This is a genomic window from Draconibacterium mangrovi, assembly GCF_010586825.1.
GTDB lineage: Bacteria > Bacteroidota > Bacteroidia > Bacteroidales > Prolixibacteraceae > Draconibacterium > Draconibacterium mangrovi.
In genome coordinates this window covers 807,953-827,293 of sequence record NZ_JAAAGB010000001.1, presented here as the reverse complement: position 1 = coordinate 827,293, position 19,341 = coordinate 807,953, and the positions used below count along the sequence as shown (strand labels likewise).

The 19,341-nt window shown below is 41.1% G+C and carries 19 protein-coding genes; 7 read left to right on the top strand and 12 right to left on the bottom strand.

Features of this window, described 5'->3' with window-relative positions:
- Nucleotides 1-42: 42 nt before the first annotated feature.
- Together G4420_RS03310 and G4420_RS03305 are read right to left on the bottom strand one after the other, a co-directional pair.
- Complete coding sequence (locus G4420_RS03310) at nt 43-738, bottom strand: LytR/AlgR family response regulator transcription factor (protein ID WP_204273579.1); 696 nt, start codon at nt 736-738, stop codon at nt 43-45.
- Nucleotides 738-1,823, bottom strand: coding sequence for a sensor histidine kinase (locus G4420_RS03305; RefSeq protein WP_163322157.1), 1,086 nt, complete (start codon nt 1,821-1,823; stop codon nt 738-740). Before G4420_RS03305 ends, G4420_RS03310 begins: the two co-directional genes overlap by 1 nt.
- 218 nt (nt 1,824-2,041) lie before the next feature.
- Here G4420_RS03305 and G4420_RS03300 point away from each other — a divergent pair, with 218 nt between their 5' ends.
- The gene (locus tag G4420_RS03300; protein WP_163322156.1) at nt 2,042-2,422 is read left to right on the top strand and encodes a MotA/TolQ/ExbB proton channel family protein; all 381 of its coding nucleotides are present in this window, start codon (nt 2,042-2,044) and stop codon (nt 2,420-2,422) included.
- A gap of 398 nt (nt 2,423-2,820) precedes the next feature.
- Here G4420_RS03300 and G4420_RS03295 read toward each other — a convergent pair whose 3' ends face one another.
- From G4420_RS03295 to G4420_RS03280, 4 genes are all read right to left on the bottom strand, one after another.
- The gene (locus G4420_RS03295) at nt 2,821-3,507 is read right to left on the bottom strand and encodes a lipid-A-disaccharide synthase N-terminal domain-containing protein (protein WP_163322155.1); all 687 of its coding nucleotides are present in this window, start codon (nt 3,505-3,507) and stop codon (nt 2,821-2,823) included.
- A 63-nt stretch (nt 3,508-3,570) separates the two neighbouring features.
- Nucleotides 3,571-4,242 (bottom strand): ribonuclease III, encoded by a 672-nt coding sequence (gene rnc, locus G4420_RS03290; protein WP_163322154.1) that lies wholly within the window; start codon nt 4,240-4,242, stop codon nt 3,571-3,573.
- Between the two features lie 66 nt (nt 4,243-4,308).
- Nucleotides 4,309-5,550 carry a beta-ketoacyl-ACP synthase II gene (gene fabF / locus G4420_RS03285; RefSeq protein ID WP_163322153.1) on the bottom strand — a complete coding sequence of 414 codons (1,242 nt, stop codon included), beginning with the start codon at nt 5,548-5,550 and terminating at the stop codon, nt 4,309-4,311.
- Nucleotides 5,551-5,588: 38 nt separating this feature from the next.
- Nucleotides 5,589-5,822 (bottom strand): acyl carrier protein, encoded by a 234-nt coding sequence (locus G4420_RS03280; RefSeq protein ID WP_038556507.1) that lies wholly within the window; start codon nt 5,820-5,822, stop codon nt 5,589-5,591.
- Nucleotides 5,823-6,006: 184 nt separating this feature from the next.
- Between G4420_RS03280 and purN the strand changes: the two genes are divergently transcribed.
- From purN to rprY, 3 genes are all read left to right on the top strand, one after another.
- Nucleotides 6,007-6,579 carry a phosphoribosylglycinamide formyltransferase gene (purN, locus tag G4420_RS03275; protein ID WP_163322152.1) on the top strand — a complete coding sequence of 191 codons (573 nt, stop codon included), beginning with the start codon at nt 6,007-6,009 and terminating at the stop codon, nt 6,577-6,579.
- Nucleotides 6,580-6,701: 122 nt separating this feature from the next.
- On the top strand, nt 6,702-8,243 hold the full coding sequence (locus tag G4420_RS03270) for a sensor histidine kinase (protein WP_163322151.1): 1,542 nt from the start codon (nt 6,702-6,704) through the stop codon (nt 8,241-8,243).
- Nucleotides 8,244-8,245: 2 nt separating this feature from the next.
- Nucleotides 8,246-8,935 carry a response regulator transcription factor RprY gene (gene rprY / locus G4420_RS03265; protein WP_163322150.1) on the top strand — a complete coding sequence of 230 codons (690 nt, stop codon included), beginning with the start codon at nt 8,246-8,248 and terminating at the stop codon, nt 8,933-8,935.
- A 66-nt stretch (nt 8,936-9,001) separates the two neighbouring features.
- Here rprY and lepA read toward each other — a convergent pair whose 3' ends face one another.
- The 3 genes from lepA to G4420_RS03250 form a co-directional block, all read right to left on the bottom strand.
- A complete protein-coding gene (gene lepA / locus G4420_RS03260) occupies nt 9,002-10,789 on the bottom strand; it encodes a translation elongation factor 4 (protein WP_163322149.1) in 1,788 nt (595 codons plus the stop codon).
- A 25-nt stretch (nt 10,790-10,814) separates the two neighbouring features.
- A complete protein-coding gene (locus G4420_RS03255; RefSeq protein ID WP_204273578.1) occupies nt 10,815-11,366 on the bottom strand; it encodes a putative molybdenum carrier protein in 552 nt (183 codons plus the stop codon).
- 146 nt (nt 11,367-11,512) lie between these two features.
- A complete protein-coding gene (locus G4420_RS03250) occupies nt 11,513-12,520 on the bottom strand; it encodes an aldo/keto reductase (protein WP_163322148.1) in 1,008 nt (335 codons plus the stop codon).
- 122 nt (nt 12,521-12,642) lie between these two features.
- Here G4420_RS03250 and deoC point away from each other — a divergent pair, with 122 nt between their 5' ends.
- Nucleotides 12,643-13,356: a deoxyribose-phosphate aldolase gene (deoC, locus tag G4420_RS03245; RefSeq protein WP_163322147.1), complete on the top strand. Its 714-nt coding sequence runs from the start codon at nt 12,643-12,645 to the stop codon at nt 13,354-13,356.
- A 454-nt stretch (nt 13,357-13,810) separates the two neighbouring features.
- Here deoC and G4420_RS03240 read toward each other — a convergent pair whose 3' ends face one another.
- The 3 genes from G4420_RS03240 to kdsB form a co-directional block, all read right to left on the bottom strand.
- Entirely contained in the window at nt 13,811-16,006 is a 2,196-nt protein-coding gene (locus G4420_RS03240) for a phospholipase D-like domain-containing protein (RefSeq protein WP_163322146.1), read from the bottom strand.
- 180 nt (nt 16,007-16,186) lie between these two features.
- Nucleotides 16,187-16,537, bottom strand: coding sequence for a T9SS type A sorting domain-containing protein (locus G4420_RS03235; RefSeq protein ID WP_163322145.1), 351 nt, complete (start codon nt 16,535-16,537; stop codon nt 16,187-16,189).
- Between the two features lie 76 nt (nt 16,538-16,613).
- On the bottom strand, nt 16,614-17,348 hold the full coding sequence (gene kdsB, locus G4420_RS03230) for a 3-deoxy-manno-octulosonate cytidylyltransferase (protein ID WP_163322144.1): 735 nt from the start codon (nt 17,346-17,348) through the stop codon (nt 16,614-16,616).
- 240 nt (nt 17,349-17,588) lie between these two features.
- Between kdsB and G4420_RS03225 the strand changes: the two genes are divergently transcribed.
- A complete protein-coding gene (locus G4420_RS03225; protein WP_163322143.1) occupies nt 17,589-18,821 on the top strand; it encodes a sigma-54 interaction domain-containing protein in 1,233 nt (410 codons plus the stop codon).
- 4 nt (nt 18,822-18,825) lie between these two features.
- Nucleotides 18,826-19,341 (top strand): LptE family protein, encoded by a 516-nt coding sequence (locus tag G4420_RS03220; RefSeq protein WP_163322142.1) that lies wholly within the window; start codon nt 18,826-18,828, stop codon nt 19,339-19,341.

Sequence of the window (19,341 nt, the reverse complement as noted above, 5' to 3'; positions counted from 1 at the left end):
GGTTTAAAAGTAGATAAAACAGATTAAAAACGGAAAGGTTTATTACGACAACAGCTTCTGTATATCGGGTTTGTAATTTCGGCCAACAGGTAATTTTTTCCCCTTAATTTCGACAAAACCAGCACCAATCGATTCAATTTTATCGATAGAAACAATATAGCCACGATGAATTTGCAGAAACCATTTGGCAGGAAGTAAATCAGAGAGATGACTGATGCGTTCCTTGGTTACAATTTTTTGGTCGTTGGTGTAAGCAATTACATAATCGCCAAGGCTTTCGAAATACAGGATGTCGGTAAGGTTTATTTTATGATGTTTTTTATCGGCTTTAAGAAAAATAAAATCGCGTGTTTCTTGCTTTTCAGATGTTGACGTAGGATTAGCCGTCTGTAATTCCAGAAAATGATTAATAGCCTTGGTAAAACGTTCGAACGAAATGGGTTTTAGCAGGTAATCAACCACGTTTAACTCAAATGCATCGATGGCATAATCGCGGTAGGCAGTTGTAAAAATTACCTTGGGCGGATGCAGTAAGGAGCGAATAAAATCGACTCCGGTAATTTGGGGCATCTGAATATCGCAAAACAGCAGGTCGATGTTTTCCTTTTGCAGAACGGGCATTGCTTCCAAAGCGTTGCTGCACTCGGCAACAACCTCGAAATCGGTAAAAACCGACAGATGGTTCCGGATTACCCGAATGGCAATGGGTTCGTCGTCTATGATGATACAGCGGTACATTATTCAGCTAATTCTAACGCTAAAGTTACTGAAAAAGTCGTTTCTTTTTCGTCGATTTCCAACGTGTATTTTTGGGGGTAAAGTAACTCCAGCCGTTTCCTTACATTACTCAGTCCAATTCCTTTCGACAGATTTTCAATATGTGGTTTCACCGGATTTTTTGAATTTTCGATTTTAAATACCATGGAAGTATGCCGTGTTTTTAAACTGCATGTAATTTGTGCTGTGCCGGGATTGTGGCTCACACCATGTTTAAATGCATTCTCTATAAATGGCAGCAGAAGCAGCGGTGCAATTTGCAGGTTGTCGGTTTCATCGGGGAAATCAGTTGTTATGCTTAGTTTTTCAGTGTAGCGCAGTTTTTCAATTTCGATATAATTTTGCAGGTTCGAGATCTCGTCGAAGAGCAAAACCTTTTGTTCGTTGCAGCGGTAAAGAATATAATCCAGAATATCGGAAAGGCGCAGCACCAGCCCGGGTGCTTCATCCGATTTTTCAATGGTAAGCCCGTAAAGGTTATTCAGCGTGTTGAACAGAAAATGCGGATGAATCTGTGCTTTTAGCAACTTCAGTTCGGCTTCTTTCAGCCTCAGCTCGGTATTCAATTTTTTCCGTTCCAGTTCGTTCTTTTCCTGTTGAATAAAAAAGGCACGTTTTATCTGTTTTACGGCGATGGCAAAAAACACAATAAAATTCAATGAAATCACTTGTAGCTCGGGATGAAGTACCGACGGATCGATCATTGCTTTGCTTTTCAGAATATAAATGAGCGCGTAAAAAACGATTAGTAACGACAGCCAAACGCCGACAAGCAAGGTGAAAAAACTGTACAAAAGAAAAAGGCCATAGCGTTTTTTCCAGAGGTAACGCGGCACTAAAAAGTGGTTAAAGAAATAGGTCAGCAAAATGGCCACCGGCAGCAGCCCGGCCGAGAAAATAATGGTAGCCTCGCGAAAAGCACTGTTCCAGCTAAACATGAAAAAGTAGAAACAGGCAACCATTATCCAAAATGCTACGTGGTAGGCAGGTCGGATGAAGTTCGAGTTTTTTACCCGGGTTATTATATGTTGGATTTTATCGGTCATAATACAATTAATACGTAAATTATCGAGGATTTTTGGATTTACCTATTTTAATCGTTTAAAATCACAGAAATGAAGATGAATAACTTTAAAGTCGCCCGATAAGTTATACTTCCCGGAAATTGTTACTGAGCGTTGATTTCTGGTTGTTAAACGATTAAATTCGCACTAACTGAACGATCTGCAGTAGCTTGCCGGTGTAAACTTTAAAATTAACTATCATGAACTTTTTAGAATTTCATAAAGCAGGTGGCCCGTTTATGGGAGTAATAACTGTAATGGGCTTGTTAATGCTGGTAATAGCCGGAATTAAAATTTATCAGATGGCTGTACAAAAGCATTATGATTTGAAACTGGTGAGCTTGATTCGAATGGCCGGATTATTTGCCGCTGCACTGGGTGTACTCTCCCAAATTATTGGCATTGTACAGGCTTTGGAGGCGATAAGGGCAGCCGCCGATATTTCGCCCGAAATTGTTATGGGCGGAGCAATCGTAAGCTTTTACAGTACCATTTGGGGATTAATAGTGCTGGTCGTTTCCTTACCGATTTACTATGTGCTTAAAGAATTTATTAAACTGAAAATGACAGGGAACAATTAAACAAGGTAATTCAGTTTAAGTATTAGAGCAGGCTTCCTTCGGGAGACCTGCTTTTTTTGATATTGTCGCAGAGTTGCACGGCTCATCCTGACGACAGATTTTCGTCTCGCAAAAATGCACGAACAATTCTGATGATTTTTTTTCTTCCCGCAAAAATGGGTGGCCAAAACTGACAGTTGATTTTCTTTGTGCAGAATTGCGAGGCTTTTCCTGGCGGCAGATTTTCTTCATGCAAAATTGCGCGGACGACTCTGACAGTTTTTTTCAGTCTTACAAAAATGTACAACCAAAACCGGCGGTTGATTTTCTTCTCGCAGAATTGCACGGGCTATTCTGGCGGTAGATAATCCATAATCCGCCATTTTTAAGGCTATTAAAACGATCAGGTAAGTACGAGGCTACTTAATCTTTTCCGAAACCTTACCGATAACCTTGTTGAGCACAGGAATTTTGTTCAACCTGTCGAACAAACTGCTTTTGCCATAATGCAAAGCAATATTTCGCATGTAGGTAAACAATCCCAAACTGTGAGCTGCAAAAAGTACCGGGTCGAGACGGATAATCGAATAAGTGAAAATCATTAGCGAACCGCAGGTGCTGATGATCCAGAATCCCAGAGGAAAGTACGATTCCTTTTTACTCTCGGAGTGAATCCACTGGTAAAAAAAGCGCGAGATAAATACCACTTGTGCGGTGGTTCCCCAAATCATCCAGAAAAGCGACACGTCTTCGTTGTGCAGGATGTTGGCAAAACTGCCCGATGTAAGCAGCCAAACCCAATAGGCAACAGGAATTGCCAATGCAAGAACTTTTATAGCCCAGTACATTTTGGTCCACACATTTTTAAGCTGCAGGTTCCGGATATAAATTCCGTATACCAGCGACTGGCCCATAACAATGGCAAAATCGTGGCGCAGAATGCCATAGGTTAGCATCATTATTGACGCTACCAGGCTAATCTGCCAGTAAATTACCGGTGATATTACTTCTCCTTCTTTTTCCGATTTAAACCATTGCGCAATGGTGCGGATAAAGAATAATCCCTGGGCAAAAAAACCAAGTCCTATAATTAAAATACCTTCCATGTATTGTTATTGCGGGGCAAATTTAATAAACGTAACGAATAAGCTGTGTGAGCATTGGAAATATTAAAGCTGTTCGAGCTTTTTTAATGTTTCGTGTGCTGCTTTTTGGTGTGCTTCTTTTTTAGAGGTTCCAACACCCTCGCCAGCCTTTTTATTATCGATTTTAACAACCGCTTTAAATCGGGGCTGCTTAATCTTTTCGTCCGTTTCTTCAGTGGTTTCAAACTCTATTTCTCGTTTGTTTTTTTGGCTCCACTCAATCAACTGACTTTTAAAATTCGAGTCTGCCTGTTCAATTTCGTTCAGATCAACAAATTGGGGAAGGATCTTTTTTGTAACGAAAAACTTAGCCGCTTTGTAGTCTTTATCGAGATAAATAGCCCCGATCAATGCTTCAAGCGCATCACCGTAAATATGGCTTTTGTCGATGTTTTTTGTGGTGTTCGAATCGATAAAAACATGCAATCCCATTTCGTGCGTTAACTGCGTGAGGATGGCACGGTTTACCAGTTTCGACCGGGTTTTGGTTAAAAAACCTTCATCTTCCTGCGGGAAACGGTTGTACAGAAAATCGGCAATAACAGCACCCAGAATGGCATCGCCGAGGTACTCCAAACGTTCGTTATTTACAAAATTGCCCTGCGAATCGACCATCGATGCCGACTTATGAATAAAAGCAAGATCGTATAAACGTAAATTCTGAGGGTAAAATCCTAAAAGATTTTTTAAAAACAAATAAAACTCTTTTCGATCAGACGAAAAGAGTTTTACTCGTTGTACTATTTTTCTAACCACAGTGTACTATAGTTTTTTAAAAACTACTGTTGCATTATGTCCACCAAAACCAAATGTATTGCTAATAGCTACATTGATTCCCCTCTCTTTGGCTTTGTTGAATGTAAAATCCAACTTTTCGTCAATTTCAGGATCTGGTGTTACGTGGTTGATTGTAGGCGGAACAATGCCATTGATAATGGCAAGAACACTGGCAAGGCCTTCAATGGCTCCGGCAGCACCAAGGAGGTGACCGGTCATTGATTTTGTTGAACTGATGCTTAATTTATAAGCATGTTCGCCAAATGTTTTTAGAATAGCCTTTGGTTCTGCAATGTCGCCAAGCGGAGTTGAAGTTCCGTGAACGTTAATGTAATCAACGTCTTCAGGTTTCAATCCTGCGTCTTCCAATGCCCATTTCATCACAAGATTGGCACCTCTTCCTTCCGGATCAGGAGCTGTCATGTGATAAGCATCGGCCGACATTCCACCACCTACAATTTCTGCATAAATTTTTGCTCCGCGAGCTAAGGCATGTTCGTATTCTTCGAATATGAACGCTGCAGAACCTTCTCCCATTACAAAACCATCACGGTCTTTATCGAATGGGCGCGAAGCAGTTTTTGGATCATCATTGCGAGTTGAAAGTGCGCGCATAGAGTTGAATCCGGCAACACCGCATTCATTTACACCTGCTTCCGAACCTCCTGTCAAAATCATGTCGGCTTTTCCCATACGAATGGTATTCATCGCATCGATCATGGCATGAGAAGCTGAAGCACATGCACTCACTGTAGTATAGTTTGGTCCTCTGAAACCATATTTCATCGATACCAAACCACCCGCAATGTTTGCAATCATTTTAGGGATAAAAAACGGAGAAAAACGAGGACGCTCCTCTTTGTAAGCTCTAACTTCCTCGTGGAAAGTTTCCAAGCCTCCAATTCCTGCTCCCCAAATAACGCCAACTCGGTCACCGTCAACTTTTTCCAGATCAAGGCCACTGTCAACAACGGCTTGTTCTGACGATGCAAATGCATACTGAGTATACATGTCGTATTTGCGGAGTTCCTTTTTCTCCATGTACTTAAGAGGATCAAAATCTTTTACCTCGCAAGCGAACTTGGTGGTATGCAACGATGCATCGAAGTGAGTTATAGGCCCAGCTCCGCTTACACCGTTTTTAAGATTCTCCCAGTACTCTTCAGCGGAATTCCCTAAAGGATTAACGGTCCCAACACCGGTTATTACTACCCGTTTTAATTCCATAAATGAATTCTATGAATATAACTTCTTGTGCTAAAAAATTAGAGAGCAGATTCGATGTGAGCGATCGCTTCACCTACTGTAGAAATTTTTTCTGCCTCGTCGTCTGGAATAGCAAGATCAAATTCTTTCTCGAATTCCATGATTAATTCAACTGTGTCAAGTGAGTCAGCACCAAGGTCGTTAGTGAAAGATGCTTCTGTAGTTACTTCACTCTCGTCAACACCTAATTTATCAACGATTATTGCTTTTACTTTTGCTGCAACGTCAGACATAATTCTTAATTTTAATTAATACTAAATTTTGTTTTAAAATAATTCGCTGCAAAGTAATACATTTACGCTTTAAATCTCCAAGAAAAAAATTAAAAAAGATGTTAACGTAGTAGCTGATATAACTATTAACCGCCTAAAATTGAACGAATTGTTTAAAAGTTCTAAAGTCTAAAGAAACGTTAAAATGGAACAAAAGAAGATTGCAGTCTTCGCATCAGGATCGGGATCGAATGCTGAGAATATTTTTAAGTATTTTCTTGGTAATGAAAAAATTATAATCGATTCGTTGTGGGCAAACAAATCTGACGCGTATGCATTGGTGAGGGCAAAAAAACATGGGGTAGAAACCTTTGTGTTTAATCGCACCCAATTCTATAATACCAACGAAATTATTGAAACATTAAGAAATCGTAAAGTGAATGTTATCGTGCTGGCGGGTTTTTTGTGGCTTATCCCCGATAACCTGGTCGAAAACTTCACTATTATTAATATACACCCGGCTTTGCTGCCCAAATATGGCGGTAAAGGAATGTACGGAATGAATGTGCACAAGGCGGTGGTTGAAAACAAAGAAACGCATTCAGGGATCACTGTTCATTACGTAAACCAGAATTACGATGAGGGAAAAATCATCTTTCAGGCACAATGTGAAGTGTTGCCTGAAGATACACCAGAGCAGGTAGCTGCAAAAGTGCACGCACTGGAATACGAACATTACCCACCGGTAATTGAAAAAGTACTAAGCGGAAATAGCTAATAAACGTCAATAATTAACCGGAAATATGGCAGGTTGGTTAATTAATTTTACAAATGACAATATCCTGTTAAATAATGTTAAGTGCCATATTCTCAGCATTTCAATAAAATTATCTTTGTTGCATGAGTCGTAAAATGCTAATAACATTAATTGTGTTGATGGCGGTTGTGCTGTCGGGTTTGATATTGGTGCAGGGATCGATGATCAAGTCGGCATCTGATATCAGGGAGGAGCAGTTTAATCAGCTAGTGGCTAATGCATTAGATATGGTTGCGGTTCAGCTGGATTTAGATGAACAGCGACTGGCACGCGAGTATGCAAGTCGGGGAATAGTTCCGGGGCAAAAGAGCAATCCGAGCGAGTTTAGTAACGTTTTTCCGCGAAATAGCCTGTCGCAGGCAACGGTAAGTTTTCAGCTCAGTTATTCGCAGGGTGGCGTTTACGGTCAAATGGAAGAGAAGTATAAAGCAGAAGTGGCCGATTCGGTAAAAGTGAGTGCTATTTCGCAGATGCAACGCTTTCTGGAGGAAAGTTTTGAGCAGGAACGCAGGCGACAACAATGGATACGTGATTCGAACTGGAAAAACTACGAAATACTTTTGGAAGACAGGCCCATTGAAGAACGTATTGATTCGGCGAGGCTGGAATTGTTTTTACGCAATGCCCTGGCGCAAACTGAAATCGACCTGGACTATAAATACGCCATTAAAAACTCAACATTGGGAAAAGACCGGACAATTTTTGGTGATGCAGATTATAAGCCCGGTAAAAAGAAAGAATATCCGCAATTACTATTTCAGAACGATTACAATGGGTCGAAACCCAATTATCTAAATATTTATTTTCCTGAAAGAAGAAGATACCTGGTAAAACAAACCGGTTTAACCATCATTCCAACATTTATTTTAACCGGGCTGCTGATTGCCATTTTTGCTTATGCTTTAATGGTTATTATGCGCCAGAAAAAGTTGTCGAACATTAAAAACGACTTTATAAATAACATGACGCACGAGCTGAAAACACCAATTTCAACTATCTCGCTGGCCAGTCAAATGTTGCAGGACGGTAGTGTTGCCAATACACCGTCGATAATTGAACACGTTGCAAACGTAATTAACCAGGAAAGTAAACGTTTGGGATTTCAGGTGGAGAAAGTGCTGCAGATGGCTGTTTTTAATGAAGGCCGTTTAAAGTTAAAGTTCAGGGAGTTTGACGCGAATAAAATGATAAAAACTGTAACCGCTAACTTCGAGTTGCGGGTTAACAATAAAAACGGAACACTTCATACCGAAATTTTTGCAGATAATGCACTTATTAAAGGTGACGAGGTGCATATTACAAATGTTATTTTTAACTTGCTTGACAATGCGATGAAGTACAGCCGAGACGTACCTGAGATTTGGGTGCGAACAGAAAACCGAAAAGATCAGCTTGTTATTTCGGTTCAGGATAATGGCATTGGAATTGCTAAAGAACATCATGCGCAGATTTTTGATCGCTTTTACAGGGTCCCAACGGGTAATGTTCACGATGTAAAAGGATTCGGTCTGGGATTAAGTTATGTGAAGAAGATTATCGACCTTCACAACGGCACAATAAAAGTAGAAAGTGCATTGAATAAAGGAACGAAATTTAAAATTTATTTCCCACAAATAAATAATTAACCATGGAACAAAAAACAAAATTATTACTAGCAGAAGACGACGAGAATTTAGGCTTATTATTAAAAGAATATTTGGTTGCAAAAGGATATGATGCAGAGCTTTATCCTGATGGAGAAGCAGCTTACAAAGGATTTATGAAAGAGCATTTCGACATTTGTGTGTTGGATGTGATGATGCCCAAAAAAGACGGATTTACACTGGCAAAAGATATACGTATTATTAATGCCGACATCCCGATAATTTTTCTGACAGCGAAAAACATGAAAGACGATGTGCTCGAAGGTTTTCAGCTGGGAGCCGACGATTACATTACCAAGCCTTTTAGTATGGAAGAGCTGATTATGCGTTTGGAGGCGATTTTACGCCGTACTTCGCAGGAAGGACAGGCCAGCGCACAACAGGTTTTTACATTGGGTAAATTTACTTTCGATACACGAAAGCAAACCCTTTCTGAAGGTGAGAACATAGTAAAACTGACTACTAAAGAATCGGATTTGCTGAAATTACTTTGCCAGAATGCCAACAAGGTGCTGGAACGTAATTATGCATTAAAATCGATTTGGATCGACGATAACTATTTTAATGCACGCAGTATGGATGTTTACATTACCAAACTGCGTAAGCACCTGAAAGAAGAACCTACCGTTGAAATAATAAATGTACACGGAAAAGGTTATAAACTGATTGTTTGATAACACGCTGTAGCAAAAGAAAAGCCTGATAATTTTATCAGGCTTTTTTATGATTTTGAATTTCTTTTAATCCAGTTTTAAGACGGCAAGGAAAGCTTTTTGAGGTACTTCAACGTTACCCACTTGTTTCATTCGTTTCTTTCCTTTTTTCTGTTTCTCCAGCAATTTTCGTTTACGCGTAATATCACCACCATAACATTTTGCTGTTACGTCTTTTCGAACAGCTTTTACAGTTTCGCGGGCAATAATTTTTGCACCGATTGCTGCCTGAATGGCAATGTCAAACTGTTGTCTCGGAATCAGCTCTTTTAGCTTTTCACACATACGGCGTCCGAAAGCATAAGCATTGTCGAAGTGAATTAATGTCGACAGGGCATCAACCATTTCGCCGTTCAGCAGAATGTCCAAACGTACCAGTTTTGCCGGTTTATAACCACTCATGTGGTAATCAAACGAAGCATAACCTTTTGAAATACTTTTTAGTTTATCGTAAAAATCGAAAACGATTTCTCCCAGCGGAAGATTAAAAACCAGTTCGGCACGCTCGGCAGTCAGGTAATTCTGGCTGACCAGTTCGCCGCGTTTATCGAGACACAAGGTCATTACCGGCCCGATAAATTCCGATGCTGTAATAATATTGGCACGTATGTATGGTTCCTCAATCTCGTCAACTGTAGTTGAAGCCGGCATTCCCGAAGGATTGTATACGATAATTTCACTGCCATCGGTAAGGTGAGCTTTATACGAAACGTTGGGTACTGTTGTAATAACGTTCATGTCGAATTCGCGCTCCAGTCGTTCCTGGATAATCTCCATGTGCAAAAGCCCAAGGAAACCGCATCGGAATCCAAATCCCAGCGCTGCTGATGATTCCGGCTCGAAAGTCAGAGATGCATCGTTCAGTTGCAGCTTATCCATTGCTGCACGCAGATCTTCATAATCATCTGCGTCAATTGGGTAAACTCCGGCAAAAACCATAGGTTTTACTTCTTCAAAACCTTCAATGGCCTTGTCGCACGGGTTGACAACGTGAGTAATTGTATCACCAACTTTTACCTCTTTCGCTGTTTTAATACCCGAAATAATGTATCCAACATCGCCGGGACCTAAAACATCACGAGGCTGCAAACTTAGTTTTAGTACGCCCACCTCGTCGGCATCGTATTGTTTGCCGGTGGCCACAAATTTCACCAGGTCTTTTTTCCTTATTTCACCATTCTGAATTTTGAAATAGGCAATAATTCCACGAAACGAATTAAAAACCGAATCGAATATAAGTGCCTGCAACGGTGCTTTAGGATCGCCTTTCGGGTGTGGTATTTTGTATATAATTTGATTCAGAATTTCCTGAACTCCTTCTCCGGTTTTTCCGCTGGCGCGAATAATGTCTTCACGGTCGCAACCGATAAGATCGATAATCTGATCTTCAACAACTTCGGGCATGGCGTTTGGGAGGTCCATTTTATTCAGTACCGGAATAATTTCCAGGTCGTGTTCAATGGCAAGGTACAAATTCGAGATAGTTTGCGCCTGAATTCCCTGGGTAGCGTCGATAATTAGCAATGCTCCTTCGCATGCAGCAATTGATCTCGAAACCTCGTACGAAAAATCCACGTGTCCAGGAGTATCAATCAGGTTTAATTTATAAGGATCACCATCATGCACATAATCCATTTGTATAGCATGGCTTTTAATCGTAATCCCACGTTCCTGTTCCAGGTCCATACTATCGAGTACCTGGGCGTGCATTTGGCGTTCGCTAATCGTCTTGGTAAATTCCAGTAGGCGGTCAGCCAGCGTACTCTTTCCGTGGTCGATGTGCGCAATGATGCAAAAGTTTCTAATTTTCTCCATTTACTACCTCTTAACAACCATTCAATTAAATGGTTCCTTCTATTTTGCGCAAAGATATTTTATTTTTTGATATAAATAAGGGGAGTCTCTCCGATGCCGATGATTTAATTTTTACAATAAGTTCGGTAATAAACCGGTAGGTTTGAGGGTAGGCGTTACCCCACTCGCTTTCGCGTGGACCGGCAACATTCAGCGTGTTTATTTTATTCAGAATAAGCCACGGAATTAAGTGCGAAGGATTTGTATCAGGCCGAACAACGCGGAGAGGTTTTTTTAGATCCTGGGCAAACTGTTGGGTAAGCAGTGTTCCTCCATTTAAATCTTCTGAAACAACTATTAAAGTTCCGTCAGACTCGGTGACGTTTTTTCGGGTTCTGGCAGCATAGTCTTCTTCGGGCAATTCATTTAACGGATACTTTGCAGCTATTTTTCCGTCTTCAGCTTTCCGGTTTTTAGGGCACCAGCCACCACACGGAAAGGAATAGTTCAGGCAAGCGTCTAAAACTGCGCGGTCGACACCAGTTTGTCCTCCGGAAATTAGCTTTTGGCACGGTATTTGTATTTTATTTTTCGTCATGAAAACAATTAAACTGAGTATAATTTATTGTATTCAGAAAATAGATTAGATACAAAATACTTCACAGCAATATGCTGTTTTTTCATAAGTTTGGTTTAGTTAGGTTTAGTTTGAATCCCGGTAGCAGAGGCGCCGGGATTTTTCTTTTATGATTCTTTTCGTTTGTAATATTCAATTCCTCCAGACTCTGCCAGAAGTTTTACTTTGTCGATAAGATTTTGTTTTTCGTCTTCCGATAATTTTGAGAATGAGCGTGCCAGTGCAATTTTTTCGCGCATGTATGTTGCGTTCTCATTCCCCGATATCAAAACTGAAACAGGTAACGACCACACAAAATGCATCGCTTCTTTTATGCTTACATAGTTCGGGATAACCGGGTCGTCAGATGTCCAGTCGGCTTCTTCTTTTTTCGAAAAGAATCTTCCGTCGGCCAGCGATTTAATGGATAGAATTCCCATGTTTCGATCCAATGCCTTTGGCATTACGTTTTCGATAAAACTATAATACGATGCATCAAGAAGGTTAACCGGCATTAACACGGTGTCGAAAATATCACTTGCTTCTGTTTGTTCGAGCATTCGCGTGTGCGCATAGGGATTTTGGTGGCCTGTAAATCCAAGGTATTTTATTTTGCCCTCTTGTTTTGCTTTTAACAGTACGTCTAAAACACCATTGTTTATTCTGTTGTCAACATCACCGGGCGTTGAAATGGCATGAACCTGATACAGGTCAATCTGGTCAACTTTTAGTCTTCGTAACGAGCCCTCCAAATGTTCCTGCACGGTTTTGGCATCGCGGCCGGTTGATTTTGTCATCAGAAAAATAAAGTCGCGGTACTTTGGAGTCAGGTATTTCCCGTAACGTTCTTCGCTGGTTCCTCTTGAATAACTTTCTGCAGTATCGAAAAAACGGACACCTCCCTCAAGAGACGCTTCTATTACTTCCTGTGCATCGCGTTCGGTTGTCCAGCCCACGTGGTAGCCACCGGTGCCAAGCATGGTAACGTGTTCGCCGGTTCTGCCTAATTTTCGTTTTGGCAATACTTCTCCCAATCTGTCACGCGTTTCCTGACCGGAAGCAAATGAGCCTGAAGCCAAACTAATTCCGGCACTTGCGCCGGCAAGCGATTTCAAAAATGATCTTCTGTTGGTCATAGTCATTAAGTTTTATGGTTTTTCTGTTTTAATACTTATTATTTGGAAAAAGGTTCACTAAAATATGTCACAGGTAGTCGGCATATTTTGTAAATTTACCCTATAACTTAAAACCAATTAAAATGGCTAGTGTTCAGCAGCTTGCAAAAATGATCGATCATTCGATCCTTCATCCTACCATGACAGATTACGATTTAGAGCGGGAATGTGCCGTTGCGGCAAAGTATAATGTAGCATCGGTTTGTGTAAAACCTTATGCGGTAAAACAGGCCCGGCAGCTTTTAAAAGATGCGGAGGTTGCGGTCGGTTGTGTGATTGGTTTCCCGGCGGGAAATTCAGCCATTGAGGTAAAGGCTTTTGAAGCGGAAACAGCCTGTAAGGATGGTGCGGTTGAGATTGATATGGTTATAAATATAGGGAAAGCTTTGCAGGGCGACTGGGAATATATTGAGCTTGAGATTGGTACAGTTGTAAAAACCTGTCATATAAACGGGGCGATTGTAAAAGTTATTTTCGAAACCGATTACGTTACGAATGAACTGGACATTAGAAGACTGTGTGAGATTTGCACAAAAGTTGGTGCGGATTACGTAAAAACGTCCTCCGGGTTTGGTTTTGTAAAAGGTGCTGATGGACGCTATTCGTACATGGGAGCTACCATTGATAACCTGAAGTTAATGCGCGATAGCAGCGGTCCAAACGTAAAAATTAAAGCTGCCGGAGGAGTGCGTACGCTCGATGCCTTGCTGGCTGTGCGTGAAGCCGGTTGCTCACGCTGTGGAGCTACTGCAACCGTTGCCATTCTTGAGGAAGCAAAATCGCGTTTCGGAGGATAAGAGATTACTGGCCGCTAAGCGTTATTGTTTTATCGAAGAACAATCATTTCGGATGTGCGGCGGTATTTCCGGTCTACCAGATTTCATTTCTCTTGTCTGCGGGAACATTTCCGGGGCGCTGGAAATCATTTTTCTTGAGTGCGGCAGTATTTCCGGGCCACCGGATTTCGTTTTTCTTGTTTGCGGGACAATTTCCGGGGCGCCGGATTTTATTACTCTCAAGTGCGGAGGCTTGTTATTCAGTGCTTTATGAATGCTTTCTGAGCTATTTGTAATTCCCTGATATCCATGAAAGAATAAATGGTTTAGTCCATACCTGAATGAAAGTTTTACTTTCTTTTTTAAGTGAAGAAATGAAAAAGTCCGGGGCTGTATATAATTATATGCAGCCCCGGACTTTATTTGTTCTTTTCAACAAGAACGGTTGTGGTTAAGTGTCGGCCAAACGCACGTTCTATTTTTTCAAAACCTTATACGTGTTATAGTTGCCGTTGCTTAATTCTACTTTTAGCATAAATAGCCCGGTTAAATTTTGCGGCAGATAGAGTTCTGTCGAATTTTCATTGGGCTGCACTTCTTTGATTTTTGCACCGGTGCTGTTGTATACCGAAATACGCAAGATTGTTTTATCAGCAGTGATCATCAATCTTCCTTCAGTTGGATTTGGGAATACCTTAACAGAAGCTGATTCGATTCGCTGTGCCGAGAGTACAAGTGTACCGTCGTTTTGTTTAAAACGATAAGCAAATTGCTGGTAATACTGGTTGGCAATATCCGCATCGTGAATAATAAGTGTGTTTTCGTCGTTCCGGTCGTTGGCCGAACTGCTCCAGTTGTGGCTGCCGGTTATTGTTTGCGGATCAGATTCCGGGTTGTTTGCGTCGATCAGTGCTACTTTGTGGTGAAGCTGACCTGCTGCATCATCGAAAATGTATTTTTTGGCAGGAAGTGTACTGCTGAGATTCGCATTCACGATGTCGGTATTATCGCTCTCTCGTTCTGTAATAACATTAACGTCAACACCGCGGTCGTAAGCATCAATTATAGTGTAGGCCAAATCAGAGCGGGTGATCAGCATGGTTTCGATATCCAGATCGTAATCTGCCGTGTTAATCGCATTTATCAACTGCTGGTTGGTGTTGTCCGACGGACTGAAATAACAGGCAATCAATTTGTCGCCCACCTGTATGTGGTGTGGCGTATTGTCTGTTTTTGCATCACCAAATTTTGCATTTCCTGTATTTGGCTGGTTGCCGGAGCTTCCCCACATTTCTTCAAATTCAAGCTTATAAACTTTAGCCAACGACTGGTCTTGAATAAAGATCATATTATTGCTGTCGTAGGTTAGCTGGCTTGGTGTAAGGTTTGTGGAGCCCGACCAAACCCAGGCAGCGTTAGCATTTGTTGCGTTTGCATCGAAGATGGCAAATTTGTTGTGCATTATTCCGCCTTCCGCTATTTCCGGACGTTCAAGAACTGGGATATTGTTATTCAAATCGCTAACGCTGGCGTGGGTTGTTGATCCGCAGGTGATAAAACGAATGGTTACCCCACGATTGTAGGCCGCATTCAGCGCATCTGATATTTTTGAATTGTCGATATTGTAAATACAGAAGTCGATCGATTCGCTGGCTCTGTTAATGTAGGCAGCGAGTGTGTCGGCCATAAAATCATCGATATTAGAGGCAACAGTTGGATCGGCGTAATTTTCATCAATTTCGGTGTTGAAATACACTTTTATGTCGCCCGACGAATTTGATTTACTTACAAAAGTACTGATGGCCGAAAAAGCGGTGTCGCCTTCGTTAACCGAAAAAGCTTGCGCGTAAACAATCTCCGAACTTTGTAAACCCGCAATCTGCGCCTGGTGCGTATATTCATCGGCACTAACTGTTGATTGGCCACTGGCATGATTCGTCAAAGCCGCTAATTCCATGCTCGATCCATATCGTATTTCGGAGGTGCCATCGTTGTCGGTGTTCCATTTTATGGTAATCGAACTGCTTGTGGTTTCAACTACTTCGAGTGCTGACGTAAGCTGAATATTTGTATTAAAAATAAAATCATTGGCATCGCGCGGAAGGAGCTGGTAAGTTGTTTTATATTGCGAGCAAATGGCTACAAGGTCGAATGCTCCGGTTGGAATTGCCTCGCCAACAAGCGGGCTGCTTGAATTTATTCTCAGCTCTCCGGTATTTGTACCATCAGTAAAAGAGTAATTTGTGTTTCCTCCAAATTGCCCAACGGCATTTACAAACTCAACATTGTTTATTCGTATCAATTCTGCTTCATAAGCTTCACCAATATTGCTTATGCTGATGATTTGCGGTTCGGGTAGCGACAGCCCCGAGGCATGCGTCGTAAAGTTGGTGACCGGACTAATCTCCAACAGATTATTGTAATCGTCAAGCTCGCCGGTTACAGTGATGGAATCTCCGCGTAGTACGCCGGACAGGGCATTGTCGTATATGCCAATTCCTCCGGTATTATCCTGAATATACCTGATGGGGCCAAGTTCCGAGCCGTTAGTTACTATGCCCGAAACCGTAACGCTTGTGCCTACCGCTTTCTGACGAGCTTCGTTAATACTTGTTTGAGCAAATAACCCAACACTTATAAAGAGAAGTAGAATGAGTGTAGAGATTTTCATGTGATTAAAATAGTTTGTTCTTAAGGTAGAAGATGAACTCGCATGATTTTGATTATTCACTTTTGCGTGATACGCTAATTGGCGGACTCATGTTTGTTTCACAACGTGCAATTTAATTTTCAGGTGAAATTAACTAAATACGGTTGTAAATTACAGGCGAAAAAGAAAATTGTTCAAAAATTAATTTCTCGAGATCATCAGTTTTTTTACCGTTCGTTTGTCGTCGGTGGTTAAGATCTGAATCAGGTAAATTCCGTTCGGAACATCGTTAAGTTGTAGCTGTATTTTTGAAACAGGAAATTTGTACTCTTTAAAATATACCTGTTTCCCTGTAATGTTGGTGAGACGGATTTCGCTGATTTCCTTTAACGAATAATCAATGGTGACTTTATTGTCTTTACAAGGGTTCGGGTAAATCTTTACCTCGTTTTTTGTTTCTTCTTCATTTTGGAATGAAGAGAACCCGGTGTCTTGAGCAAAAGACGCCGAAGCAATAAATACTGTAAATAAGACAAGTATAATATATTTCATGGCAGCACTGTTTAATTGTTTCCTGAGTATACGCAGCAAATAACATGCCTGTATAACGTATAATGACAGGAAAAGATTAAAACAGTTGCAAAGCGGCTTCCAAATCTTCGGGAGTATCAATACCCATGGTAGCTGAAGTGGTTTCTGCGGTTTTTATTTTGTAGCCATTTTCGAGCCAGCGCAGCTGTTCCAGCGATTCGGCCAATTCCAGTTTTCCTTGTTCCAACTGAGTTATTTTTTGTAATACGTCGGCCTTAAAAGCATACATACCGATGTGGCTCCAGAATGTATGTTTTTTTACCCAGTTTTTGTTTTCTTCTCCACGGAAATACGGAATAGGAGAACGGCTGAAATACAAGGCAAAATCATTTTTGTCGAGCACCACTTTTGGGCGGTTCGGATTAAAAAGTTCCTCTTCCGAATCGACTTTTTTTACCAGTGTGGCAATTTCAGTTTCGCTTTCAAAACACGATTTAATTAATTCAATTTGTTCCGGTTTAACAAAAGGCTCGTCTCCTTGTATGTTTAAGACAATATCTACGGGGCGATTTTTAGCAATTTTTAAGGCTGACTCGGCACAACGGTCGGTACCACTTTGATGCGAAGGAAGTGTTTTTACCACCTCGCCGCCAAAAGCTTTTACGGCATCAAAAATACGATCATCATCGGTGGCAACACAAACATATGGAAGTGCTTTTGATGCATTTTCATACACCCACTGAATCATAGGTTTGTCCTTTATTTTTGCCAGGGGCTTTCCCGGAAACCGTGAGGATTGATAACGAGCTGGTATAATTCCAATAAAGTTCATTCTTCTCTTTTTTAATTCGGTTACAGTCTGTTTTGCTAACAATTTGTCAGAAATATTTACCGACGCATCAAAGATAATAATCGCTTAAGATATAACCTGCATTGCGCAGAAAATATGTTGGAACGGGATTTGCAAAACACTCCCCAATGTAGAAAAAACCTAAAAAAACTTAATTGTGACTGACTTTCTGTCATTGCCATCGAAAAATTGTAAATTTGCAGGTTGTTGACTAAATACAATATGGATATACAAGCAATAAAACAAAGATTTGGAATAATAGGAAACACCGCCGGAATAAACCGGGCCATTGAAGTTGCCGTTCAGGTGGCGCCAACCGATTTGTCGGTTTTGGTAACCGGAGAAAGTGGTGTTGGTAAAGAAATATTCCCACAAATAATACATCAGTATTCGAGCCGAAAACATGGTAAATATATTGCCGTAAACTGCGGAGCGATTCCTGAGGGGACGATCGATTCAGAGTTGTTCGGACACGAAAAAGGAGCATTTACCGGAGCACTTGCCGACCGGAAGGGATACTTTCAGGAAGCCGATGGAGGAACCATATTTTTGGATGAAATTGGCGAGTTGCCTTTATCAACCCAGGTACGTTTGCTGCGTGTGTTGGAAACGGGAGAGTTTATGAAGGTTGGTTCGTCGCAGGTTATAAAAACCAATGTACGGGTAATTGCCGCAACCAACGTAATTATTCCGAAAGCAATTGAGGATGGAAAATTTCGCGAGGATTTGTATTATCGTTTAAATACGGTACCGATTTCAATTCCGCCGTTGCGCGAACGCCCCGACGATGTTATTTTGTTATTTCGAAAATTTGCACGCGATTTTGCCGAAAAATACCGGATGCCACCCGTGCATTTAGAAGAAGATGCCCGAACTGTTTTGGTAAGTTTTCGCTGGCCCGGAAACATCCGCCAGTTAAAAAATATTACCGAGCAGATTTCGATAATTGAGCAGGAGCGTGATATTTCGGCCGAAGCGTTACGCCCGTATTTACCCGTTAGCGGAGGAGCTAATTTGCCGGCTTTGCTGGCCCGCGAAGAAGACAATAAATCGTTTGCCAACGAGCGCGAAATACTGTACAAAGTTCTTTTTGATATGAAGAGCGACATGAACGACCTTAAAAAACTGGTGCTCGATTTAATGGAAAACCGCGAAGCACCAATTTCAGGTGATCAGGCACAGATTATCAGAAATTTGTACAATACCAATGATGGTAATTTTGTGGCAAAAGAACAGGTCTCAAATCCGATTCATATTACATCGGTTGATAAAGATAATATTCAGGATACAGAGGAATTTGTGGAAGAATCGCTTTCTTTGGCCGATAAAGAAATTGAGTTGATTCAGAAAGCTCTGGAGAAACATCGCGGGAAAAGAAAATATGCTGCGCAGGAATTGGGAATTTCGGAACGGACATTATACCGCAAAATTAAAGAATACGATATTAAGGGATAAAAGTATGTTGAGAAAACTATTGTTTGTTGCCATTTTAGCAGGCTTGGTTGGCGTTTTGGCACCATCGTGTAAAGTTAGTTATTCATTTACCGGAGCGAACCTGTCGCCCAACGTAAAAACATTTACTGTATATTATTTCCCTAACCGTGCGCGTTTGATCAACCCTACGCTAAGCCAGAGTTTTACCGAGGAGTTGCGCGAGAAATTAACGCGCCAAACATCGTTAAACGAATTGTCGGAAAGCGGCGACCTTGAATTTGAAGGGCAGATTACGGGGTACGAATTTCGTCCGATGTCGATACAGAAACAGGACGAGTCGGCACAAACACGGCTTACCATTACAATTAATGTGAAATACACCAACAATCAAGTGCCCGAAGAAAATTTCGAAAAGTCATTCTCGGCCTACGAAGATTTTGATAGTAACCTTTCAATCAGTTCAGTGGAAGAAGAATTGAGCGCTGAAATTATTGAAAAACTTACCGACGATATTTTTAACGCAACCATTGCAAACTGGTAG

Excerpts from the sequence above, each read along its gene's own strand:
- G4420_RS03310 (WP_204273579.1), bottom strand. The coding sequence starts at position 738 with ATGTACCGCTGTATCATCATAGACGACGAACCCATTGCCATTCGGGTA.
- G4420_RS03305 (WP_163322157.1), bottom strand. The coding sequence starts at position 1,823 with ATGACCGATAAAATCCAACATATAATAACCCGGGTAAAAAACTCGAAC.
- G4420_RS03300 (WP_163322156.1), top strand. The coding sequence starts at position 2,042 with ATGAACTTTTTAGAATTTCATAAAGCAGGTGGCCCGTTTATGGGAGTA.
- G4420_RS03295 (WP_163322155.1), bottom strand. The coding sequence starts at position 3,507 with ATGGAAGGTATTTTAATTATAGGACTTGGTTTTTTTGCCCAGGGATTA.
- fabF (WP_163322153.1), bottom strand. The coding sequence starts at position 5,550 with ATGGAATTAAAACGGGTAGTAATAACCGGTGTTGGGACCGTTAATCCT.
- G4420_RS03280 (WP_038556507.1), bottom strand. The coding sequence starts at position 5,822 with ATGTCTGACGTTGCAGCAAAAGTAAAAGCAATAATCGTTGATAAATTA.
- purN (WP_163322152.1), top strand. The coding sequence starts at position 6,007 with ATGGAACAAAAGAAGATTGCAGTCTTCGCATCAGGATCGGGATCGAAT.
- G4420_RS03270 (WP_163322151.1), top strand. The coding sequence starts at position 6,702 with ATGAGTCGTAAAATGCTAATAACATTAATTGTGTTGATGGCGGTTGTG.
- rprY (WP_163322150.1), top strand. The coding sequence starts at position 8,246 with ATGGAACAAAAAACAAAATTATTACTAGCAGAAGACGACGAGAATTTA.
- lepA (WP_163322149.1), bottom strand. The coding sequence starts at position 10,789 with ATGGAGAAAATTAGAAACTTTTGCATCATTGCGCACATCGACCACGGA.
- G4420_RS03255 (WP_204273578.1), bottom strand. The coding sequence starts at position 11,366 with ATGACGAAAAATAAAATACAAATACCGTGCCAAAAGCTAATTTCCGGA.
- G4420_RS03250 (WP_163322148.1), bottom strand. The coding sequence starts at position 12,520 with ATGACCAACAGAAGATCATTTTTGAAATCGCTTGCCGGCGCAAGTGCC.
- deoC (WP_163322147.1), top strand. The coding sequence starts at position 12,643 with ATGGCTAGTGTTCAGCAGCTTGCAAAAATGATCGATCATTCGATCCTT.
- G4420_RS03240 (WP_163322146.1), bottom strand. The coding sequence starts at position 16,006 with ATGAAAATCTCTACACTCATTCTACTTCTCTTTATAAGTGTTGGGTTA.
- G4420_RS03235 (WP_163322145.1), bottom strand. The coding sequence starts at position 16,537 with ATGAAATATATTATACTTGTCTTATTTACAGTATTTATTGCTTCGGCG.
- kdsB (WP_163322144.1), bottom strand. The coding sequence starts at position 17,348 with ATGAACTTTATTGGAATTATACCAGCTCGTTATCAATCCTCACGGTTT.
- G4420_RS03225 (WP_163322143.1), top strand. The coding sequence starts at position 17,589 with ATGGATATACAAGCAATAAAACAAAGATTTGGAATAATAGGAAACACC.
- G4420_RS03220 (WP_163322142.1), top strand. The coding sequence starts at position 18,826 with ATGTTGAGAAAACTATTGTTTGTTGCCATTTTAGCAGGCTTGGTTGGC.